The organism is Pseudonocardia nigra, assembly GCF_019396355.1.
Lineage (GTDB): Bacteria > Actinomycetota > Actinomycetes > Mycobacteriales > Pseudonocardiaceae > Pseudonocardia > Pseudonocardia nigra.
Genome location: NZ_JAHKRK010000031.1, coordinates 22,328 through 40,609 on the forward strand (window position 1 = coordinate 22,328; position 18,282 = coordinate 40,609).

Here is an 18,282-nt window from a genome sequence, read left to right on the forward strand (position 1 = left end):
CATGCCCGCCTACCGCACGGTCGTCGTCGGCACCGACGGCTCCGCCACCTCGTTCGCCGCGGTCGACAAGGCCGCGGCCGTCGCCCGCGACAGCGACGCCGAGCTCGTCATCGTCTGCGCCTACACCCCGGCCGGCCGCGAGGACAACATCGAGGCCGAGGACGTCCTCAAGGACGAGGCCCACCTGGTCCGCGGCTGGACGCCCGCCGAGGAGACGTTGCGCTCGGCCGAGGACCGTGCGCTCGCCGCCGGGGCGAGCCGGGTCCGCACTGTGGCCGCCGACGGGCCCCCGGTCGACGTACTGCGCAAGGCCGTGGCCGACGCGGACGCCGACCTGCTCGTCGTCGGCAACCGCGGGCTGAACACCCTCAGCGGGCGGCTGCTCGGCTCCGTCCCGTCCGACGTCGCACGCCGAGCGGGCGTGGACGTGCTGATCGTCCACACCACTTGACCTGAACCAGGGTCGAGGTCGGATCCTGATCGTCGTGAGCGCTGCCCTGAACACCGACGCCGACACCGGCACCCGCTCTCGACCTCGACTTCTACCTCGGCCGCATCGGCGTGCCCGACCCGACCGCGCCCGACCTGCCGACGCTGCGCCGGATCGTCGCGAGCCACGCGCAGTCGATCGCGTTCGAGAACCTCGACCCGTTCCTCGGCCGCGAGCCCCGTCTCGACATGCCCGGCCTCGAGGCGAAGATGGTGCGCGGCGCTCGCGGCGGCTACTGCTTCGAGCAGAACCACCTGCTCCGCGCCGCGCTCGACGCCGATCGGCTACCGCACCACCGGGCTCGCCGCCCGCGTGGTGTGGGGCAGCCCGGACGGCGCACCGATGGCGCCGCGCAGCCACATGCTGCTGCGCGTCGATCTGCCCGAAGGGCCGCACCTCGTGGACGTCGGGTTCGGCGGGATGACGCTCACCGGCGTGCTCGCCCTCGAACCGCACGTCGAGCAACCCACCCCGCACGAGCCGTTCCGGCTGCTGCCCGCCGGGCCGGACCTCGTGCTCCAGGCCCTGGTGGCGGGCGACTGGCGGCCGGTGTACCGGTTCGACCTCGCCGAGCAGCACGCGAGCGACTACGCGATCAGCAACTGGTACCTGTCGCACCACCCGCAGTCGCACTTCGTCACCGGGTTGATCGCGGCGCGGCCGGCCGCCGACCGCCGCTTCGCCCTGAACGGGACGAGCCTCGCGGTGCACCACCTGGGCGGGCCGAGCGAGCGGCGAACGCTCGACTCGCCCGCCGCCGTCCGCGCGGCCCTGGAGGAGCACTTCCTCCTGGACCTGACGGGGCTGCCCGATCTCGAGCCCGCGCTCAGCCGGCTGTTCTGACCGGCGCCACGATCTCGGGGCTCTGCACGTACTCCATCGCGGCGACGAACTCCGGCGCCGCCATCCGCCGCTGGACCTCCTCCGCGTCGGGCTCCGCGACGCGGGTCTGGATCCAGTACAGGTTGCCGAACGGGTCCCGGACCCGCCCGACGCGGTCGCCCCAGAACATCTCGGTCATCTCGGTGACGACCGTCGCACCCGCGTCGAGGGCCCGCCGGAACGCCGCGTCACCGTCGGGCAGGTAGAGCCGCAGGAAGCACGGCGTGGCGGGCCACTCCGGCCGCCCGTCGAAGAGCATCACGACGGCGTCGCCGATGCGGGCCTCGGCATGCCCGATGGAGCCGTCCGGGTTCTGCACCCGGGCGAGCTCCTCGGCACCGAAGGCCCGGTGCAGGAAGTCCAGTACACCCGCCGTGTCCCGGGAGATCATCCACGGGGTGACGGTGGTGTAGCCCTCGGGGACGGGACGGAGGGTGTGTTCGAAGGTCATGGCGGCAACGCTGCAGTCGATGTAGGTCAGTTCCCGGCACACATGCCTGGCATCCTTCGCAGCTGTGACCGACACCCCTGCCCGGCTGCTGACCCTGCTGTCGCTCCTACAGACCCCGCGCGAGTGGCCGGGCAGCGAGCTCGCCACGCGGCTGGGCGTCAGCCTCCGCACGATCCGCCGCGACGTCGACCGGCTGCGCGACCTCGGCTACCCCGTCGAGGCCTCGATGGGCGCGCTCGGCGGGTACCGGCTCGTCGCGGGCGCCGCGATGCCCCCGCTGCTGCTCGACGACGAGGAGGCCGTCGCCATCGCCGTCGGGCTGCGCACGGCCGCCGGGCAGGCCGTCACCGGCATCGACGAGGCCGCGGTCCGCGCGCTCACCAAGCTCGAGCAGGTCCTCCCGTCCCGCCTGCGCCGCCGGGTGGCGACGCTCGGCACGGCCACCGTGGCCGCCCCCGACGCGTACGCCGGCGCCGTCGACCCCGAGCACCTCACCGCACTCGCCGCCGCGATCGCGAACCGGGAACGCGTGCGCCTGCGCTACCGCGCCGCCGACGGCTCCGAGAGCCGCCGGCACGTCGAGCCGCACCGGGTCGTCACCGCGGGCCGCCGCTGGTACCTCGTGGCGTACGACCTCGACCGCGACGACTGGCGCATCTTCCGCGTCGACCGGATCGACGCACCGCAGCCGACCGGCGCGCGGGCGCTGCCGCGCACCCTCCCCGCCCCGGACGCCGCCCGCTACGTCACGGAGAAGATGTACTCGCTCGTCCCCACCTACTCCGCCGTCGCGACCCTGCACGCCCCGATCGAGCAGATGCGCGGCCGGGTCGGCGACGGACCCGGCGACCTCGAGCCCCTCGACGAACACTCCTGCCGACTGCGCAGCCACACCGACACCCTCGACTGGCTCGCGTTCCGCCTCATCCAGCTGGGCTGCGAGTTCGAGGTGCACGAGCCCCCGGAACTGCGGGACCACCTGCACGCGATGGCCGCCCGGATCCGCCGGGGCGCCGGTGCGCCAGGATGACCGCACACACCGAACGGGCTCCGCACACACCGCCGGCGCTGTGTGCGGACGCCACGCGGTGTGTGCGGTCGGTTCAGGCGCGCGCGGGCGACGCCGCGGTGGCGGCGGCCAGGCGGCGCAGGGCCATCTCGCTGCGCGAACCCGGTGCGGCGTGGAACGTGACGACGAGCTGGTCGGCGTCGGCAGGCGAGCGCAGCACCTCGTCGTACAGCTCCAGCTCACCCAGCTCGGGATGGCACAGCCGGACGGCGCCGCGGGAGACCTCCTGGACCGGGTGCGCCGCCCACAGCCGGCCGAAGACCGGGCTGGCCTCCCGCAGGTCGCGCACCAAGGCCGCCAGGCCGCCGTCGCGCGGGTGCTCGGCCGCGGTGACGCGCAGCCGGCCGACGATGTCGCGCACCGTGCCCGGCCAGTCGGCGAACAGGTCGCGGTAGCGGGGATCGAGGAACAGCAGCCGCGCCCAGTTCGGACGGGTCGCGTCCACGTCCGGCGCCGCGACCGGGAGGTGGCCGGCGAACACCGCGTGGGCCGGGCCGTTCCACGTGAGCACGTCGGTGGTCCGGCCGAGCACGGCGGCCGGCACGCCGAGGGCGTGCACGAGCGCCCGCAGCCCCGGCCGGAGCCGCTCCGGACGATCGCTCACCGACGACGGCGGTGTCGAGCCGGCCAGCCGGTGCAGGTGGGCCCGCTCGCCGTCGTCGAGGTGCAGGACCCGCGCGATCGCCTCCAGCACGCTCGCCGACGCCTGCCCGCCCTGGCCCTGCTCGATCCGGCCCGCCAGCTCGAGCGGCGCCGTGTTGAGGACCACCAGGTCGACGCCGGCGGGAAGGAGCACGTCGAACGCGGGAGGCGCATCGGCGGGCCACCACGCGGCGACGTCCAGATCCGAGTCGGGACGAGCGGTCCCGCTCACCCGACTGCCGTGCAGCAGGGCGAAGCGTGCTCCGGCAGCTCGAAGCAGCTGCGCCGCCTGCTCACCCTGCGCATCGGCGTCCATGACGTCCACTGTGGCACGAACGACGGTCGACCGGTCAGACGCGGAAGCCCAGTGCCCGCAGCTGCTCGCGCCCGTCCTCGGTGATCTTGTCCGGACCCCACGGCGGCATCCAGACCCAGTTGATCTTGATGTCGTTCACCAGGCCGGGACCGATCAGCGCGCCGCGGGCCTGCTCCTCGATCACGTCGGTGAGCGGGCAGGCCGCGGACGTGAGCGTCATGTCGATCGTGGCGACGCCGCCCTCGGCCTGGATGCCGTAGACCAGCCCCAGGTCGACGACGTTGATGCCCAGCTCCGGGTCGACCACGTCGCGCATGGCCTCCTCGAGGTCCTCGATCGAGGGCTCCTCGCTGCGCTGGGCGGGCGGCTCGGGCATGCCGGCCGCACCGCGGACGACGTCCTCGGTTCCGGTCTCGGTGTCACTCATGTGCTGCCTCCTTCGCCGTGTCTTTCACGCGAACCACGGCGTCCTTGAACGCCATCCAGCCGAGCAGGGCGCACTTCACGCGCGCGGGGTAACGGGCCACGCCCGCGAACGCGACCCCGTCGCCGAGCACGTCCTCGTCCGGCTCGACCTGCCCGCGTCCCTGCGCCATCTCCTGGAACGCCGCGAGCACCCGCATCGAGTCCTCGACCGACCTCCCGACGACGAGGTCGGTGAGCACCGACGCCGACGCCTGGCTGATCGAGCACCCCAGCGTCTCGTACGAGACGTCCTGCACGGTGTCGCCGTCGAGCCGCACCCGCAGCGTGATCTCGTCGCCGCAGGTGGGGTTGATCTGGAACGACTCCGCGTCGAACGGCTCGCGGAGCCCGGCGCCGTGCGGCGACCGGTAGTGATCCAGGATGATCTCCTGGTACATCTGCTCCAGCTGCACGCCTAGCTCACCCCGAAGAACTCACGGGCCGCGTGCACCCCGTCGATCAACGCGGCGACCTCCTCCGGCGTGTTGTACACGGCGAAGGTGGCACGCACGGTGGCGGAGACCTTGAAGCGCCGGTGCAGCGGCCAGGCACAGTGGTGCCCCACCCGCACCGCGACGCCCCGGTCGTCGAGCACCTGCCCGACGTCGTGGGCGTGCACGCCGTCCACCACGAACGCGACCGTGCCGCCGCGGTCGATCCGGTCGCGCGGACCGATGATCCGCACGCCGGGCACCTCGGCCAGGCGGTCGAGCGCGAGCGCGGTGAGCGCTGCCTCGTGGGCGCGGATGTTCTCCATGCCCAGCACGCCCAGGTAGTCGACGGCCGCGCCGAGGCCGACGGCCTGCGACGTCATCGGCACGCCCGCCTCGAACCGCTGCGGCGGCGGGGCGTAGGTGGACCCCTCCATCCGGACCAGCTCGATCATCGAACCGCCGGTGAGGAACGGCGGCATCGCGGCGAGCAGCTCCGAACGCCCGTAGAGCACCCCGACGCCGGACGGGCCGAACATCTTGTGCCCGGAGAACGCGGCGAAGTCGACGCCCATCTTCGTCAGGTGCACCGGCATGTGCGGCACCGACTGGCAGGCGTCGAGCAGCGTGAGCGCCCCGACGGCACGGGCGCGCCGCACCAGCTCCGCGACCGGCAGCACCGTGCCGAGCACGTTGGACTGGTGGGCGAACGCCACGAGCTTGGTGCGCTCGGACAGCTCGACCGAGTCGAGGTCGAGCCTGCCGTCGTCGCCGACGGTGTACCAGCGCAACGTGGCCCCGGTGCGGCGGCACAGCTCCTGCCACGGCACGAGGTTGGCGTGGTGCTCCAGCTCCGTGACCACGATCTCGTCGCCCGGTCCGAGCGCGAACCGCTCCGACTCCGGGCCGAGCCCGGCGCGGACCGACGAGTTGCCCATCGCGTACGCGACGAGGTTGATCGCCTCCGTGGCGTTCTTGGTGTAGACCACCTCGCCCGGGTCGGCGCCGACGAACGCGGCGACCCGCGCCCGCGCCGACTCGTAGGCGTCGGTGGCCTCCTCCGCGAGCTGGTGCGCGCCGCGGTGCACGGCCGCGTTGTGCTGCTCCAGGAACGCCCGCTCGGCGTCGAGGACCTGCCGCGGCCGCTGCGAGGTGGCCCCCGAGTCCAGGTAGACCAGGGGCCGCCCGCCGCGGACCGTGCGCGACAGGATCGGGAAGTCCGCCCGCAGCTTCGCGACGTCCAGGCCCTCGGCGCCCACAGTCTCCAGTGCAGTCATCAGACCGCGGCCTCGGCCCTACCGCCGGTGAACCGGACGTAGCCGTTGGCCTCGAGCTCGTCGGCCAGCTCCGGCCCGCCGGACTCCACGATCCGCCCGCCGGCGAACACGTGCACGACGTCCGGCGTGATGTGCTTGAGGATCCGCGTGTAGTGCGTGATCAGCAGCACGCCGGTCTCGCCGCCCTCGCGGTAGCGGTTGACGCCCTCGGAGACGACGCGCAGGGCGTCGACGTCGAGGCCGGAGTCGGTCTCGTCGAGCACCGCGAACTTCGGCTTGAGAAGCGCGAGCTGCAGCACCTCGTGGCGCTTCTTCTCCCCGCCCGAGAAGCCCTCGTTGACCGAGCGCTCGGCGAAGTCCGGGTCGATGTCGAGGTCGCTCATCGCGCCCTTGACCTCCTTGACCCAGGTGCGCAGCTTCGGCGCCTCGCCGCGCACCGCGGTGGCCGCGGAGCGCAGGAAGTTGGCCATCGACACACCGGGGACCTCGACCGGGTACTGCATGGCGAGGAACAGGCCGGCCCGGGCGCGCTCGTCGACGCTCATCTCCAGGACGTCCTGGCCGTCGAGCGTGACGCTGCCGGAGGTGATCTCGTACTTCGGGTGACCGGCGACCGCGTAGGCGAGCGTGGACTTGCCGGAGCCGTTCGGCCCCATGATCGCGTGGGTCTCGCCGGCGCGGACGGTGAGGTCGACGCCCTTCAGGATCTCCTTGGCGCCGTCCTCGGCCGCCACCGAGACGTGCAGGTCCTTGATCTCCAAGGTGGACATTGTGTGAGTGCTCCGTGGTGGTGTGAGTACGTCAGACGCCGGTGACTGCCAGCTCGACCTCGACGGCCGCTTCCAGGCGCTCGCGCAGCTCGGGCAGGGTGATCTTGGTCAGGATCTCGCCGAAGAAGCCACGGACGACCAGGCGCCGTGCGACGTCCTCGGGGATGCCGCGGCTCTGCAGGTAGAACAGCTGCTCGTCGTCGAACCGGCCCGTGGCGCTCGCGTGGCCGGCACCGGCGATCTCGCCGGTCTCGATCTCGAGGTTGGGCACCGAGTCGGCGCGGGCGTGCTCGGTGAGCACCAGGTTGCGGTTGAACTCGAACGTCTCGGTGTTCTCCGCCGCCGCCCGGATCACGACGTCGCCCACCCAGACCGCGCGCGCGTCGGGCGTGCCCTTCACGCCCTGCAGGGCGTTCTTGTAGAGCACGTTCGAGCGGCAGTTGGGCACCGCGTGGTCGACCAGCAGCCGCTGCTCCAGGTGCTGCCCGGCGTCGGTGAACCCGAGCCCGAGCAGCTCGGCGTCGCCGCCGGGGCCGCGGTAGGTGACGGTGGGGCTCACACGCACCAGGTCGCCGCCCAGGGCGACCGAGGTGGCGCGCAGCGTGGCGTCGCGGCCGACCGAGAGGTGCTGAGCGCCCACGTACACGGCGTCGTCGGCCCACTCCTCGGTGACGACGAGCGTGAGCCGGGACCCGTCGGCCAGCACGACCTCCAGGTTGTCGGCCAGCGCGCCCGACCCGCGGTGCTCGACGACGACGGTGGCCTCGGTGTGCGGGGTGGTGCGCACCTGCAGGTGGCCCGCCGCGGTGGCGCCCTGGCCGGGGCCGGTCACGGTGATCGTGACCGGGGCCGGGGTGCCGTCGAGCGTGACGACCGTGGCCTCTCCGAACGCCGACCACGCGGCCGCGGCGACCCGGTCGGCCGGGATGCCGCCCTCGCCGATCCGGGCGTCGTCGCGGCCCACGGTCTCGACCGTGACGCCGTCGGTGGCCGGGACCTCGACCGTGGCCCGTCCGTCGAAGGTGGCGCCGTCGTGCAGCCCGCGCAGCCGCCGCATCGGCGTGAAGCGCCAGTTCTCCTCACGGCCGCCGGGCACCTCGAAGGCGTCGACGTCGTAGGAGGTGAAGCGCTCGCTCGCCGACGCGATCGGCGTCTCGCCCTGCCCCTTCTTGGCCCCCTTGAGCTCGGGGGCGAGTCCTGCAACTTCGGTCATCCGACCGAACCCTCCATCTGCAGCTCGATCAGCCGGTTCAGCTCCAGCGCGTACTCCATGGGCAGCTCGCGCGCGATGGGCTCGACGAACCCGCGCACGACCATCGCCATGGCCTCGTCCTCGGTGAGCCCGCGGCTCATCAGGTAGAACAGCTGGTCGTCGCTGACCTTCGAGACCGTGGCCTCGTGGCCCATCGAGACGTCGTCGGTACGGATGTCGTTGTACGGGTAGGTGTCGCTGCGGCTGATCGTGTCGACCAGCAGCGCGTCGCACTTCACCGTGGAACGGCTGTGGTGCGCCCGCGGGTTGACCTGGATCAGGCCGCGGTAGGACGTGCGCCCACCGCCGCGCGCCACCGACTTCGAGATGATCGTCGAGGACGTGTGCGGCGCGAGGTGCACCATCTTCGCCCCGGCGTCCTGGTGCTGGCCCTCACCGGCGAACGCGATGGACAGGACCTCGCCCTTGGCGTGCTCGCCCATCAGCCACACGGCCGGGTACTTCATCGTGACCTTGGAGCCCAGGTTGCCGTCGACCCACTCCATGGTGGCGCCCTCTTCGGCCTTGGCCCGCTTGGTCACCAGGTTGTAGACGTTGTTCGACCAGTTCTGGATGGTCGTGTAGCGGCAGCGGCCGCCCTTCTTCACGACGATCTCGACGACCGCGGAGTGCAGCGAGTCGGTCTTGTAGATCGGTGCGGTGCAGCCCTCGACGTAGTGCACGTAGGCACCCTCGTCGACGATGATCAGCGTGCGCTCGAACTGACCCATGTTCTCGGTGTTGATCCGGAAATAGGCCTGCAGCGGGATGTCGACGTGCACGCCCGGCGGCACGTAGATGAACGAGCCACCCGACCACACCGCCGAGTTCAGCGCGGAGAACTTGTTGTCACCGCTCGGGATGACCGAGCCGAAGTACTCCTTGAACAGCTCCGGGTGCTCGCGCAGGCCGGTGTCGGTGTCGAGGAAGATGACGCCCTGCTCCTCCAGGTCCTCACGGATCTGGTGGTAGACGACCTCGGACTCGTACTGCGCGGCCACACCGGCGACCAGGCGGGCCTTCTCGGCCTCCGGGATGCCCAGCTTGTCGTAGGTGTTCTTGATGTCCTCGGGCAGTTCCTCCCAGGAGGTGGCCTGCTTCTCCGTGGACCGCACGAAGTACTTGATGTTGTCGAAGTCGATGCCGGACAGGTCGGCACCCCAGCGCGGCATCGGCTTGCGCTCGAACAGGTCGAGCGCCTTGAGCCGGAAGTCGAGCATCCACTGGGGCTCGTTCTTCAGGCGGGAGATGTCGGCGACGACGTCGGCCGACAGGCCGCGCCGGGCGGAGGCGCCGGCGACGTCGGAATCGGCCCAGCCGAAGTCGTAGCGGCCGAGCGTCGCGAGCGTCTCCTCCTGGGTGAGTGCCTCAGGAGCGGTCGTCATTCGGACTGCCTCCCTGTCGGGATCGTGGTGGTGGGGTCGTGCTTCCGTCGGGCGTCGGGAACGTCCAGCGGAACGTGCGTGGTGCACGCGGCGTCGCCGCGCGCGATGGTGGCGAGCCGCTGCACGTGGGTGCCCAGGAGCTCGGCGAACGCCTCGGTCTCGGCCTCGCACAGCGCCGGGAACTCGGCGGCGACGTGCGCCACCGGGCAGTGGTGCTGGCACAGCTGCACGCCCGTCCCGGCCGCGCGGGCCTGGGCAGCGTAACCGCGCGAGCTCAGCACTCCGGCCAACGCCTCCGCACGCTCGTGCGGGGTACCCGCGGCGGCCACCTGCTCCGCGCCGGCACCGAGCAGCTTCTCGACGCGGCTGCGCGCGAACCCGCGCAGCGCCAGCTCGCCGCCGTGCTCGGCCACGTAGTGCAGTGCGGCCACGGCGAGCTCGTCGTAGCCGTGCCCGAAGCGGGCCCGCCCGGCGTCGCTGAGCAGGTACCGGCGGGCGGGCCGCCCCCGCCCGCGCGGTCCGCGGCGCGGCGCGTCGCGGACCTCGGCCTCCCCGTCGGCGAGCAGCGCGTCGAGATGGCGCCGCACGGCCGGGGCCGACAGCTCCAACGCCGCCGCCACCGCCGCCGCGGTGATCGGGCCCTGCTCCATGAGCAGGCGGGCGACCGCCTCACGGGTGCGGCCGTCGCCGGTCGGCGGGCCCTCTGTCGTGCGATCGGGCGCGTCGACCGGGATGGGGTGCCCGGCGGTTTTCACAACACCAGTGTTGCCTATATCCCCCGGGACCTCAAACGCGCCCCGCCCGGAGGTGAGGACGCTCACTCCGGCGCGGGCCGGCGCCGGTTGCAGCAAGGTGGCTTTACTGCGACAGCACGGCAGCAAGGCCACCTTGCTCCAGCCGGTGGGGGCGTGCGGCGGGCGTCACGCGAGCGGGGGGCTCGCTACGCTGCGGGGCATGGTCGCCCGGGAGCTCGACGCCGCGCGCGCTCCGCTCCCCGGCGAGGCGCCGCACGATGTGCCGCCCCGCGACCCCAGCCGCGTCGCCCGCAGGCTGGGCCTGACCGGGGCGCTGCTGATGGGCATCGGGGCGCTCGGCTCGGGCGCCCTGCCCGTCCCGAACCCGCTGTTCGGGCTCCGGCTGATCGGCCTGCCCAGCCGCAACGTCACCATCGCGATCGCCATCACCTACACCGGCATCGGACTGCTGGTGCTGTCGTGGCTGTGGGTGGGCAAGATGCTGCGGGAGAACGGCGCGGTCGCCCCCGCCCCGAACCGCGCGCAGCTGGCCCGCACGGCGGTGCTGTGGGCGATCCCGCTGGCCGCCGCACCGCCGATGTTCTCCCGGGACGTCTACAGCTACCTGGCCCAGAGCGCGATCCTCGCCCGCGGGTTCGACCCGTACGTCCTCGGCCCGGCCGAGGCGCTCGGCGTCGATGACCCGCTCACCCGCAGCATCCCGACGATCTGGCGCGACACCCCGGCCCCCTACGGCCCGCTGTTCCTTGGGATGGGCCGCGTCATCACGGCGATCAGCGGCAACGACGTCGTCCTCGGGATCTTCGCCCACCGCGCGCTGGCGCTGGCGGGCGTCGGGCTCATCGTGTGGGCGCTGCCCCGGCTGGCCCACCGCTGCGGGCTCGACACCGGCCTCGCGCTGTGGCTGGGAGTGGCCAACCCCCTCGTGCTGTTCCACCTCGTCAGCGGCATCCACAACGAGGCCCTGATGGTCGGGCTGATGCTCGCGGGCATGGAGGTCGGCCTGCGTACCGGCTCGCGCCTGCTCGACGCCCGATTCCTCGGCGGGGCCCTGCTGATCGTCGCGGGGTCGGCGATCAAGCTACCCGCGCTGCTCGCGCTGGGCTTCCTCGGGATGGAGTGGGCCCGCAGGCGCGGCGGCCGGTTCGGCCACGTCGCCGCCGCCGCCGGGGTACTCGGCCTCGTCACCGCCGCGAGTTACGTGGTGCTCGCGCTCGCCACCGGCACCGGGGTCGGGTGGGCGACCACCCTGGACACTCCGGGGTTGATCCGCAGCTGGATGTCGGTCTCCACCGACCTCGGCCTGGTCGGCGGGCAGGTCGGCATCCTCGGCGGCCTGGGCGACCACACCGACTCGGTGCTGGAGATCACGCGGGGCCTCGGGCTGCTGGCGTCCGCCGTCCTGGTCGGGATGTTGTTGCTCGCCACCGTCCGCGGCAGGCTCGACCCGATCACCGGCATGGGCGCGGGCCTCGGCGCCGTCGTGCTGCTCGGCCCGATCGTCCACCCCTGGTACCTGCTGTGGGCCGCGATCCCGCTGGCCGCCACGAAGGGCCTGCCGCGCTACCGGCGTGCGGCACTCGCGGCGTCGGCCGTGCTCGCGCTGGTGGTGCCGCCTACGGGCGCCGACTTCAGCTTCCGCGCGTACCAGCTCCCCATGGCCATCGTCGCCGGCATCCTGATCTTCGTGCTGGTGCTGGTGCTCCAGTACCGCAGGCTCGCCGGGCAGATCGGCGCCGACATCGACGCCCTGCCGGTGCGGGTGCCGGGTCCGGAGCCGGACAAGGTCGCTCAGTAGACTTGCCCGTCGTGAGTACTCCGCCGCCCGCCGTCGCGGTCCGGGGGCTGGTGAAGCGCTACGGCCGCACCACCGCGGTCGACGGTCTCGATCTCGAGCTGGCCGCAGGGTCGGTGCTCGCCCTGCTCGGCCCCAACGGGGCCGGCAAGACGACGACCGTCGAGATCTGCGAAGGGTTCCTCGCCGCCGACGCCGGTGACGTGCGCGTCCTCGGCGTCGACCCGGCAGGCGCGCCCGACGCCCTGCGCGCCCGGATCGGTGTCATGCCCCAGGGTGGCGGCGCCTATCCCGGCGTGCGCGCCGCGGAGATGCTGCGGCTGGTCGCCGCGTGCTCGGCGCGCCCGCTGGACGTCGGGTGGCTGCTGTCGGTCCTCGGGCTCGAGTCGTGCGCGCGCACCCCGTACAAGCGGCTCTCCGGCGGGCAGCAGCAGCGGCTGGCGCTGGCGTGCGCCGTGGTCGGCAGGCCCGAGCTGGTGTTCCTCGACGAGCCCACCGCGGGCATGGACCCGCAGGGCCGCCACCTCGTGTGGGAGCTGATCGACGCGCTGCGCCGCGACGGGGTGGCCGTGCTGCTCACCACGCACCTCATGGAGGAGGCCGAGTCGCTCGCCGACGACGTGGTGATCGTCGACCACGGCACGGTGGTGGCCCACGGCTCCCCCGCCGCACTCACCGCCACCGCGCAGCAGCAGGAGCTGCGGTTCCGGGCGCGGCCCGGCATGGACCTCGACGACCTCACCGCCGCCCTGCCCGCCGGGTACGGCGCGGCGGAGTCGGTGGCGGGTCGCTACGTCGTGCGCGGCCGGATCGATCCCTCGGTCCTGTCGACGATCACGAACTGGTGCGCGGGCCAGGGGGCGCTCGCCGACGACGTGCAGGTGACGCGGCGCAGCCTCGAGGACGTGTTCCTCGAGCTGACCGGACGGGAGCTGCGATCGTGAACCGCTTCCCCGCGGGGACCTTCACCCCGCAGCCCGGCGCGGGCGCGCCGCTGCGGATGCTCGCCGCCCAGTCGGCCACCGAGCTGCGGCTCGCGCTGCGCAACGGCGAGCAGGTACTGCTCACCCTGCTCATCCCGATCGTGCTGCTGGTGGGCCTGACGGCGCTCGCCGTCGTCCCGCTGCCGGAGCCACGGGTCGCCGCCGTGACCCCGGGAGTGCTGGCGCTCGCGGTGATGTCCACCGCGTTCACCGGGCAGGCGATCGCCCTGGGCTTCGACCGCCGCTACGGGGTGATCCGGCGGCTCGCCGCCACCGCACTCCCCCGCTGGCTGCTCGTCGCCGGCCGGCTCGTGGCCGTCCTGGGGATCGTCGCGCTGCAGGTCGCGGTGCTGTCGGCGCTCGCGGCCGGGCTCGGCTGGCGGCCGGAGCCGTCGGGCATCGGGTGGGCGCTGCTGCTGGTGCTGCTGGGGTGCGCCGCGTTCGGCGCGCTGGGGATCCTGCTCGGCGGGTCGCTGCGCGCCGAGGTCACCCTCGCCGTCGCCAACCTGGTGTGGTTCGTGCTGCTGCTCGCCGGCGGGATCGTCATTCCCCTCGACGCCCTCCCCGGCCCGCTCGCCGCCGTCGGCGCCTACCTGCCGTCGGGTGCACTGGCTGAGGGCCTGCGCACCGCGCTGGCGGCGGGACAGGCCCCGGTGCTGTCCCACGTGCTCGTCCTGCTGGGCTGGACGGCCGTGGCCGGCGGACTGGCCCTCCGCACGGTCAAGCTCCGCTAGAACCACCCCACGCCGGCACGCCCGTCGGCCGTGCCCCCCGTCTCGGCCCGTGCGCCTCGTCTCGGCCCGTGCGGCTCGTGTCGGCCCGTGCGCCTCGTGTCGGCCCGTGCGCCTCGTCGACGGGGCGCATGGGCGCACACGGGGCGCACGGATGGCGTCCTTCCCTCCTCCGCCTCCCTTCGGCCGTCTCCGGTCCGCGAATGATTGCCGATCCGAGCGCGTCAATGGTTCGTTGACATCGGAGGGCGGCGGACGGGTGCCGCCTGCGGCGCGCCTACCATCGACGGCGTGGCCCGACCCGCCTTCCTCGACCGGCTCCCCCCGACATCGGCGACGCTGATGCGCGCACTCGCCATCGCCGCCGTCGTCGCCCAGGCGGGGATCGCGGTCACCGGGTCGGTCGTCCGGGTCACGGGCTCGGGCCTGGGCTGCCCGACGTGGCCGGAGTGCTTCCCCGGGAGCCTGGTCCCCACCGCGCACCCGGAGGTCGAGCCGCTCACGCAGTGGATCGAGTTCGGCAACCGGCTGCTGACGTTCGCGGTGGTGCTCGTCACCGGGGCCTGCCTGCTGGCTGCGCTGAACACCCGGCCGCGACGCGCGCGGCTCACCCGGCTCGCGCTGGTCCAGCCGCTCGGCGTGGTCGCGCAGGCCGTGATCGGCGGCGTGACCGTGCTCACCGGGCTGGTGTGGTGGAGCGTCTCGCTGCACTTCCTGGTCTCGATGGTGCTCGTCTGGCTCGCGGTGCAGCTGGTCGAGGCCGCGGGCGACGGGGACGGCCCGCCCCGGCAGGTGGTCGGCGGCGCGGTGCGCGGCCTGATCGCCACCAGCGCGGTCGTCCTCGGTGCCCTGCTCGTCGCGGGCACGTTCGTGACGGCGGCCGGTCCGCACGCCGGTGACGCCGATACCCCGCGCCTGGACGCCAGCGTGCCCGCGCTCGCCCAGCTGCACGCCGACCTGCTGTTCGGCTACCTCGGCCTGCTCATCGGCCTCGGGTTCACGCTCAAGGCCGTCGGCGTGCCACGGCGGATGTGGCGCCGGTTCGCCGTGCTCGTCGCCGTCGTGCTCGCCCAGGGCGCCCTCGGCGGCGTGCAGTACGCCCTCGGGGTGCCGGAGGTGCTCGTGTCGCTGCACGTCCTCGGCGCGGCGCTGGTGACGGTCGCGGCGGGCGCGGTGTGGGCGGGCACCGTGGAGCGTCCGCACGTCACCCCCGCTCCGGTGGCGGACCCGCCCGCACTCGTGCGCAGCAGCTGACCCGCCACGTCCCGGTGCCGGGGCACGGGAGAGGATCGGGGCGTGCGCGCCATCCAGATCAGCACTGCAGGCGGTCCCGACGTCCTGACCCCAGCGGAGGTGCCGGATCCCGAACCCGGGCCCGGTGAGCTCCTCGTCGAGGTCGCCGCGGCGGGCGTCAACTACATCGACACCTATCAGCGCGAGGGCATCTATCCCATGCCGCTGCCCTACGTCCCCGGCATGGAGGGCGTCGGGCGGGTGCGCGCGGTCGGCGACCGCGTCGACGGGTTCGCTGTCGGCGACCGTGTCGGGTGGGCCGAGGTGCTGGGCAGCTACGCCGAGCTCGTCGCCGTGCCCGCCGCGAAGGCCGTGGCGGTGCCGGACGGCGTGTCCGACGAGGTCGCCGTCGGTGCGCTGCTGCAGGGCATGACCGCCCATTTCCTCGTGCACGACGCCTACCGCGTGCAGCCCGGCGAGCACGTCCTCGTGCACGCCGCGGCGGGCGGGGTCGGGCTGCTGCTCACCCAGCTCGCGACCGCGTGCGGCGGCCGCGTCGTCGCGACGGTGTCCACCGCCGAGAAGGAGGAGCTGGCGCGCGCGGCCGGGGCGGCCGACGTCATCCGCTACACCGAGGTGGACGACCTGGCCGCCGAGGTCAGGGCCCGCACCGGCGGGGCGGGCGTCGCCGTGGCCTACGACAGCGTGGGGCGCACGACGTTCGACGCCAGCCTCGCGAGCCTGCGCCCCCGCGGGATGCTCGTCCTGTTCGGCGCCGCGAGCGGGCCGGTGCCGCCGGTCGACCCGCAGCGGCTCAACGCCGCCGGCTCGGTGTACCTCACCCGCCCGAAGCTGTTCGACTACATCGCCACCCGCGAGGAGCTCACCGCGACGGCGGCCGCGGTGCTCGGTGCCGTCGCCGGCGGCACCCTGGACGTCCGGATCGGGCACCGGTACCCCCTTGCGGACGCCCGCGCCGCGCACGAGGACCTGCAGGCCAGGCGCACCACCGGAAAGCTCGTGCTGCTCCCCTGAGGGCACGTGCTAGACACGCAGGCGTGACGGAGACCCCGATCGACCCGCCCCCGAACGACTCGGCCCAGCGCACGTTCCACGACCTGCAGGCCTACGTGGCGCTACCCCGCCTGTCCGGGCTGGCGCTCTCCCCCGACGGCACCCGCCTCGTCACCACGGTGGCGGCGCTGAACCCCGAGCGCAACGGGTTCCGCACGGCGCTGTGGGAGATCGACCCGGCCGGGGAGCGCCCGGCCCGGCGGCTCACCCGCGGCGCCACCGGCGAGTCCTCCCCGGTGTTCACCCCCGACGGGGAACTGCTGTTCACCTCGGCGCGCCCGGACCCGGACGCGAAGGACCAGCCGGAGGAGGCCCCCGCCGCGTTGTGGCGGCTCCCCGCGGGCGGGGAGGCCCACGTGGTCGGGGCCCGGCCCGGCGGCATCGGCGGGCCCGTCGTGGCGCGCGAGGCGGGGACCGTGGTGGCCACGTCGATGACGCTGCCCGCCGCCGAGTCGGCCGACGACGACGAGGCGCGGCGCAAGCAGCGGCGCGAGAAGAAGGTCAGCGCGATCCTGCACGCCGGATATCCCGTCCGGTACTGGGACCACGACCTCGGCCCGGACGAACCGCGGCTGGTCGCGGGGAGCGTCCGCGAGGACGGGCCCGTGGAGTGGCGCGACCTCACCCCGGTGCCGGCGGGTGCGCTGCTCGAGGCCTCCTACGACGTCACACCGGACGGCGCCACCGTCGTCACCGAGTGGCGCGTACCGGAGCCGGCCGGGGCCACCCGCACCGCGCTCGTGGCGGTCGACGTGGCCACCGGGGAGCGGCGGGTGCTCGCCGACGACCCCGACCACGACTTCGGCGCGCCGGTCGTCAGCCCGGACGGCACGCAGGTGGTGTGTGCCCGGGACGGGCGTTCCACGCCCTCCTCCCCGCCCGACGTCCGCCTGGTCGTGCTGCCGCTCGCGGGCGGCCCAACGGTCCCAGCCCGCGAGGTCGCCCCGGGCTGGGACCGCTGGGGCGCCGCGGCCCGGTGGACCCCCGATGGCGCCGCCCTGATCGTCACCGCCGACGAGGGCGGCCGCTCGCCGGTCTTCCGCATCGAGCTGGAGACCGGCTCGGTCGCCCGGCTCACGGGCGACGACGGCGCCTACGGCGACCCGCGGGTCTCCCCCGACGGGTCCACGATCTACGCGTTGCGCAGCGCCGTCGACGCGCCGCCCGCGCCGGTCCGGCTCGACGCGACGACGCCGGACCAGCGGCCCGTCCTGCTCCTGGGTCCCGCCGAGCGGCCCGCCCTGCCCGGGAGCCTCACGGAAGTGCACGCCACCGCCGCCGACGGCAGCCCGCTGCGCGCCTGGCTGGTGCTGCCGCCCGGCGCCGCCGAGTCCTCCCCCGCCCCGCTGCTGCTGTGGGTGCACGGCGGCCCGCTCAGCAGCTGGAACGCCTGGCAGTGGCGCTGGAACCCGTGGCTGATGGCCGCGCGCGGGTACGCGGTGCTGCTGCCGGACCCGGCGCTGTCCACCGGGTACGGGCTCGACTTCATCGCCCGCGGCTGGGGGCAGTGGGGCGGCGCCCCGTACGCCGACGTCATGGCGATCACCGACGTGGCGCTCGAGCGTCCGGACGTCGACGCCGAGCGGACGGCGGCGATGGGCGGGTCGTTCGGCGGCTACATGGCCAACTGGATCGCCGGGCACACCGACCGCTTCCGCGCGATCGTCACCCACGCGAGCCTCTGGGCCCTGGACCAGTTCGGCCCCACCACCGACGCGTCCTACTACTGGAGTCGCGAGATGACCCTGGCGATGGCCGCGGAGAACAGCCCGCACCGGTTCGCCGACGCGATCGACACGCCGATGCTGGTGATCCACGGCGACAAGGACTACCGCGTGCCGGTCGGCGAGGGCCTGCGGCTGTGGTGGGACCTCGTGTCGCGGCACACCGGGGACCCGGCCAACCTGCCCCACCGGTTCCTGTACTTCCCGGACGAGAACCACTGGGTGCTCAAGCCGCAGAACGCGGCGGTCTGGTACGAGACGGTCACGGCGTTCCTCGACCAGCACCTGCTCGGCAAGGAGTGGGAGACGCCCGACCTGCTGCGCTGAGGTGACGCCGGGGGCCGGCCCGGGGCGTCCACGCGCCCGGCCGGCTCCCGCCGCTGATCGCCGCGAGATGCGCACCTGCGCACCCGGCAGTGCGATGACGACGCTCTCGCGGCGACCACCGTCGCCATGATCGCCGCGAGATCCACATCCGTGCACGGGAATCTGCAAGGACCGCACACTCGCGGCGATTCCCGGCGACGGCGGGGCGGCCGGCTTGTCATGATCCCCGC

The 18,282-nt window shown here is 73.8% G+C and carries 18 protein-coding genes and 1 pseudogene; 10 read left to right on the top strand and 9 right to left on the bottom strand.

The features are described from left to right. Nucleotide 1: 1 nt before the first annotated feature. From KME75_RS10825 to KME75_RS10835, 3 genes and pseudogenes are all read left to right on the top strand, one after another. A complete protein-coding gene (locus tag KME75_RS10825) occupies nucleotides 2–451 on the top strand; it encodes a universal stress protein (RefSeq protein WP_219414462.1) in 450 nt (149 codons plus the stop codon). A gap of 110 nt (nucleotides 452–561) precedes the next feature. Continuing rightward, nucleotides 562–753 (top strand): annotated as a pseudogene (locus KME75_RS46695) (arylamine N-acetyltransferase); the annotation flags it as partial. A gap of 16 nt (nucleotides 754–769) precedes the next feature. Next, nucleotides 770–1,333 carry an arylamine N-acetyltransferase family protein gene (locus tag KME75_RS10835; RefSeq protein WP_308282691.1) on the top strand — a complete coding sequence of 188 codons (564 nt, stop codon included), beginning with the start codon at nucleotides 770–772 and terminating at the stop codon, nucleotides 1,331–1,333. Here the strand turns inward: KME75_RS10835 and KME75_RS10840 are convergent. Next, a complete protein-coding gene (locus tag KME75_RS10840; RefSeq protein ID WP_219414464.1) occupies nucleotides 1,317–1,823 on the bottom strand; it encodes a VOC family protein in 507 nt (168 codons plus the stop codon). The genes KME75_RS10835 and KME75_RS10840 overlap by 17 nt on opposite strands. Nucleotides 1,824–1,887: 64 nt before the next feature. On the opposite strand from KME75_RS10840, the gene KME75_RS10845 reads away from it, so the two are divergent. After that, a complete protein-coding gene (locus KME75_RS10845) occupies nucleotides 1,888–2,853 on the top strand; it encodes a helix-turn-helix transcriptional regulator (protein ID WP_219414465.1) in 966 nt (321 codons plus the stop codon). Between the two features lie 73 nt (nucleotides 2,854–2,926). Here KME75_RS10845 and KME75_RS10850 read toward each other — a convergent pair whose 3' ends face one another. Genes KME75_RS10850 through KME75_RS10885 form a run of 8 tightly spaced genes read right to left on the bottom strand, consistent with a single transcriptional unit; the run spans nucleotide 2,927 to nucleotide 10,185 of the window. Then, complete coding sequence (locus KME75_RS10850) at nucleotides 2,927–3,850, bottom strand: MmyB family transcriptional regulator (protein ID WP_219414466.1); 924 nt, start codon at nucleotides 3,848–3,850, stop codon at nucleotides 2,927–2,929. Between the two features lie 34 nt (nucleotides 3,851–3,884). Continuing rightward, nucleotides 3,885–4,277 (bottom strand): metal-sulfur cluster assembly factor, encoded by a 393-nt coding sequence (locus KME75_RS10855; protein ID WP_219414467.1) that lies wholly within the window; start codon nucleotides 4,275–4,277, stop codon nucleotides 3,885–3,887. Next, nucleotides 4,270–4,728 carry a Fe-S cluster assembly sulfur transfer protein SufU gene (gene sufU, locus KME75_RS10860; RefSeq protein WP_219414468.1) on the bottom strand — a complete coding sequence of 153 codons (459 nt, stop codon included), beginning with the start codon at nucleotides 4,726–4,728 and terminating at the stop codon, nucleotides 4,270–4,272. The genes KME75_RS10855 and sufU overlap by 8 nt, the downstream gene beginning before the upstream one ends. 2 nt (nucleotides 4,729–4,730) lie before the next feature. Continuing rightward, a complete protein-coding gene (locus tag KME75_RS10865) occupies nucleotides 4,731–6,023 on the bottom strand; it encodes a cysteine desulfurase (RefSeq protein ID WP_219414469.1) in 1,293 nt (430 codons plus the stop codon). Beyond that, nucleotides 6,023–6,793: a Fe-S cluster assembly ATPase SufC gene (gene sufC / locus KME75_RS10870; RefSeq protein ID WP_219414470.1), complete on the bottom strand. Its 771-nt coding sequence runs from the start codon at nucleotides 6,791–6,793 to the stop codon at nucleotides 6,023–6,025. Before sufC ends, KME75_RS10865 begins: the two co-directional genes overlap by 1 nt. Before the next feature lie 31 nt (nucleotides 6,794–6,824). Next, entirely contained in the window at nucleotides 6,825–8,006 is a 1,182-nt protein-coding gene (gene sufD, locus KME75_RS10875) for a Fe-S cluster assembly protein SufD (RefSeq protein ID WP_219414471.1), read from the bottom strand. Further along, nucleotides 8,003–9,430: a Fe-S cluster assembly protein SufB gene (sufB, locus tag KME75_RS10880; RefSeq protein WP_219414472.1), complete on the bottom strand. Its 1,428-nt coding sequence runs from the start codon at nucleotides 9,428–9,430 to the stop codon at nucleotides 8,003–8,005. The genes sufD and sufB overlap by 4 nt, the downstream gene beginning before the upstream one ends. Beyond that, the gene (locus KME75_RS10885) at nucleotides 9,427–10,185 is read right to left on the bottom strand and encodes a helix-turn-helix transcriptional regulator (protein WP_372452582.1); all 759 of its coding nucleotides are present in this window, start codon (nucleotides 10,183–10,185) and stop codon (nucleotides 9,427–9,429) included. Before KME75_RS10885 ends, sufB begins: the two co-directional genes overlap by 4 nt. A 199-nt stretch (nucleotides 10,186–10,384) precedes the next feature. Here KME75_RS10885 and mptB point away from each other — a divergent pair, with 199 nt between their 5' ends. The 6 genes from mptB (at nucleotide 10,385) to KME75_RS10915 (ending at nucleotide 18,052) form a co-directional block, all read left to right on the top strand. Next, complete coding sequence (gene mptB, locus KME75_RS10890) at nucleotides 10,385–11,983, top strand: polyprenol phosphomannose-dependent alpha 1,6 mannosyltransferase MptB (protein WP_219414473.1); 1,599 nt, start codon at nucleotides 10,385–10,387, stop codon at nucleotides 11,981–11,983. Nucleotides 11,984–11,994: 11 nt separating this feature from the next. Further along, nucleotides 11,995–12,924: an ABC transporter ATP-binding protein gene (locus KME75_RS10895; RefSeq protein WP_219414474.1), complete on the top strand. Its 930-nt coding sequence runs from the start codon at nucleotides 11,995–11,997 to the stop codon at nucleotides 12,922–12,924. A gap of 56 nt (nucleotides 12,925–12,980) precedes the next feature. After that, nucleotides 12,981–13,697, top strand: coding sequence for an ABC transporter permease (locus tag KME75_RS10900; RefSeq protein WP_219414487.1), 717 nt, complete (start codon nucleotides 12,981–12,983; stop codon nucleotides 13,695–13,697). A 288-nt stretch (nucleotides 13,698–13,985) separates the two neighbouring features. Continuing rightward, nucleotides 13,986–14,948, top strand: coding sequence for a COX15/CtaA family protein (locus KME75_RS10905; protein WP_308282688.1), 963 nt, complete (start codon nucleotides 13,986–13,988; stop codon nucleotides 14,946–14,948). 42 nt (nucleotides 14,949–14,990) lie between these two features. After that, a complete protein-coding gene (locus tag KME75_RS10910) occupies nucleotides 14,991–15,962 on the top strand; it encodes a quinone oxidoreductase family protein (RefSeq protein ID WP_219414475.1) in 972 nt (323 codons plus the stop codon). Between the two features lie 23 nt (nucleotides 15,963–15,985). After that, nucleotides 15,986–18,052 (top strand): S9 family peptidase, encoded by a 2,067-nt coding sequence (locus tag KME75_RS10915; RefSeq protein WP_308282689.1) that lies wholly within the window; start codon nucleotides 15,986–15,988, stop codon nucleotides 18,050–18,052. Nucleotides 18,053–18,282: the final 230 nt, after the last annotated feature.